Genomic DNA, 2556 nt, shown 5'->3' with positions numbered 1-2556 from the left:
CATAGGGTGTGAGAAAACGGCCAAGCGTGCGTCCAAAAACGGTCACTCGGCATTCAATAGCGGCCGGCGGTTAAGCCGGCCAAATGAGAATCAAACAGCTTTTTCAATAAGAAGAGTGTAGCCGTTATTCAGAAGGCGTCTTCTAATGCTATCCCCCATTGCAAAGTTGCCGTCGCTTTCCAGAAAGGAAACCCATGTGCTAGGATCATACTGAGAGGTAATAATCGTAGAGGTGCCTAGTTCGTCACGATTCTTAATCAGAGAGAAAAGTATGAGACTGCGGTCATTACCCAGATGAGTGATCAAAAAATCATCCAGAATCAGCACCTGAATACGAGAGTAGAAATTGAGCTTCTTCTTGTATTTATTCATATCGGTGCTCTTGAGAATGTAAAGATAATCAATCAGATCAGTAAAGTCAGTAAACAGTGTCCGGTAGCCATTTCTGCATGCTTCGATGCCAAATGCCTTCGAGGCATAGGTCTTGCCTGCATCAGACTCACCGAAGATTGCAATATTCTTACGATCTGCGATGAATTCCAGGGAAGACAGCTGCTTGATGGTGGAATCCTGGTACAGCCGGCCATTCCCGGTTTTCAGGTTCCCTATCTGCGCATCGCTGCCTCGCAGCTTGGCCAGCTTCAGATTACGGTCTATGCTTGCATTCAACTGGAACATGTATTCCTCAGAAAGTATTGCACGGAACAGCTGCAGCGGGTCATACGAAGAATAGTTGTTTGACTTCATTATGGCTTTCAGGCTTCTTCCCATCACATGAAGATCCAGGAAGTCCAGCATCTCATCAATGTCCTGTAGGTGTTTATGCATCCTCATCCCCCTTGTGAGAGATCAGGTTGTCGAGTGAGTATTGGGAATCATTGGACTTATAGCCGAAAACCGAAGGAGGTTTGGGAGGTTCCGGTTCCTGCGGCTGATCAGGGGCATGGAAGCTTCCGATTGTGTTCTTTATGTAGTTATAGGAACTGATGCCTCGCAGGACAGCATTCTCACAGGTTGCTTCCAATGTCCTGGCTGAGTACTTCTTTGCAAACCCAAGAATGCCACAACAGCGCCTGAATGCCTGCTCTGGGAACTCGACCCGACTGAACTGGGCATCAATGACAGTCCGTGTATATGGACCTATCTTCGAAGCCCGTTGCTGGAAATTAGGTTTGCTCCATTGGATATAGTCCTTGTACTTGGTTGGCAGATGGTCAGGGTTCGTATTCCATTTGCCACGGACATATGTTCTCTTCCACGAGCAGATGAACGTGCCCGCTCCCGAATATATCTGGAGCATGTCACTTGAGGCCCGGATTTCAACCTTTTCCTTCACATGCTTCTTTGGTATGCTGTAGTAGCTATCATCAAACCGGATGTGAAAATCCTGATAGACTTTTGCCACCTTCCTCTCAAGGTACTGGTATGCTTCTGAGGGGAGTGGTAAAAGGTGTTCCTGCTCCTCCGAGGAAAAGATATCCCATCTGGAGCAGTCCCTTGTTGTCAGTGGAGCAGAGTTCATTTCATCCATCTTTTCCCAGAGTACCGAGTTCAACTCACCAAGGGTAAAGAATGTCATCTCCTTCATATCGATGAGAATGTGCTCATTGACGATCTTTACTGAATTCTCCACGTGGGGCTTCCACCGGGGACTTTTTACTTTCGCCGGAAGCAAGACCGTATTGTTATGGTCAGCCCAATCCTGGAAATCCTTGTTGGTAACCGGATCGATCCAGTCGGTATTCCTGATGACAGCAACCTTGCAGTTGTCGTTGGTCACGATCGGTGTCATCCCTCCAAAATATTGGAACGCATGATTATTCACCGAGATCCAGTTCTGGATGTCTGCCTTGATGATACCTTCTGCGTAACAATAGTTGCTGTACGACATGGTTGCCACGAAGATAGTGACTCTTGTGGTTTCCTCACCAGTCAGTTCGTTTTTAAGGCAAAGACACATCCCGGCGAAGTCAAGCTCGCAATTCTGTGCAGGGTACCGGGGAATCCTGGAAGTGACATTCCTGTCTTCACACCAGTCACCGAATATTTTGCAGAACTGACGATAGCTATAAGGATGGAGCACCGTGCCATCATCTTGGGCAACAACCCCTGCTGCATCATATTTCTGCCAGAGATGCTTCAGCGTCTCCCCTTTCTTCGGCAGCTTCCTGTAAATCTCTTCACAATCGAACTCACGGAACTGCCTGTTGGATGATTTGCCACCTCGAGATTTGTACAGTTTCTGATTGATGAGTTCGTTTGTAACCGTTGGCGCAAGGGGATAAGAAAATTCCTCAGACTCTCTGAACTTTCTCAGAAAGTCATTGATCGCTGTTTTCCCACATCCTTGGGTTTCTGCAATTTCTCTTCCGCTCAGTTTCTTGCCATAGCTGAGTCGGAGAATCTTGGTGTAATCGAGCACTTCTCGACCTCCTATAAATAGATTGTCCACTCCTGTGGAAATCAAAGTATAGGATATTTTTCAGCTGGCCGTGTTTGCTCCGCTCAGTGGCCGTTTTTCAGCGCATCACTGACCGTTTTTGGGAACCATATGCA

General features: G+C 47.1%; 2 protein-coding genes. Both read right to left on the bottom strand.

The genetic code is table 11. The features are described 5' to 3' along the window. Positions 1 to 90: 90 nt before the first annotated feature. Positions 91 to 828: an ATP-binding protein gene (locus DYP60_RS13800; protein WP_160525538.1), complete on the bottom strand. Its 738-nt coding sequence runs from the start codon at positions 826 to 828 to the stop codon at positions 91 to 93. After that, on the bottom strand, positions 821 to 2422 hold the full coding sequence (locus DYP60_RS13795; RefSeq protein WP_117331598.1) for a Mu transposase domain-containing protein: 1602 nt from the start codon (positions 2420 to 2422) through the stop codon (positions 821 to 823). Before DYP60_RS13795 ends, DYP60_RS13800 begins: the two co-directional genes overlap by 8 nt. Positions 2423 to 2556: the final 134 nt, after the last annotated feature.

It is taken from the genome of Sphaerochaeta halotolerans, assembly GCF_003429665.1.
Classification (GTDB): Bacteria; Spirochaetota; Spirochaetia; order Sphaerochaetales; family Sphaerochaetaceae; genus Sphaerochaeta; species Sphaerochaeta halotolerans.
The sequence above is the reverse complement of the archived record's forward strand: the minus strand, read 5'-3'. Positions and strand labels throughout refer to the sequence as shown.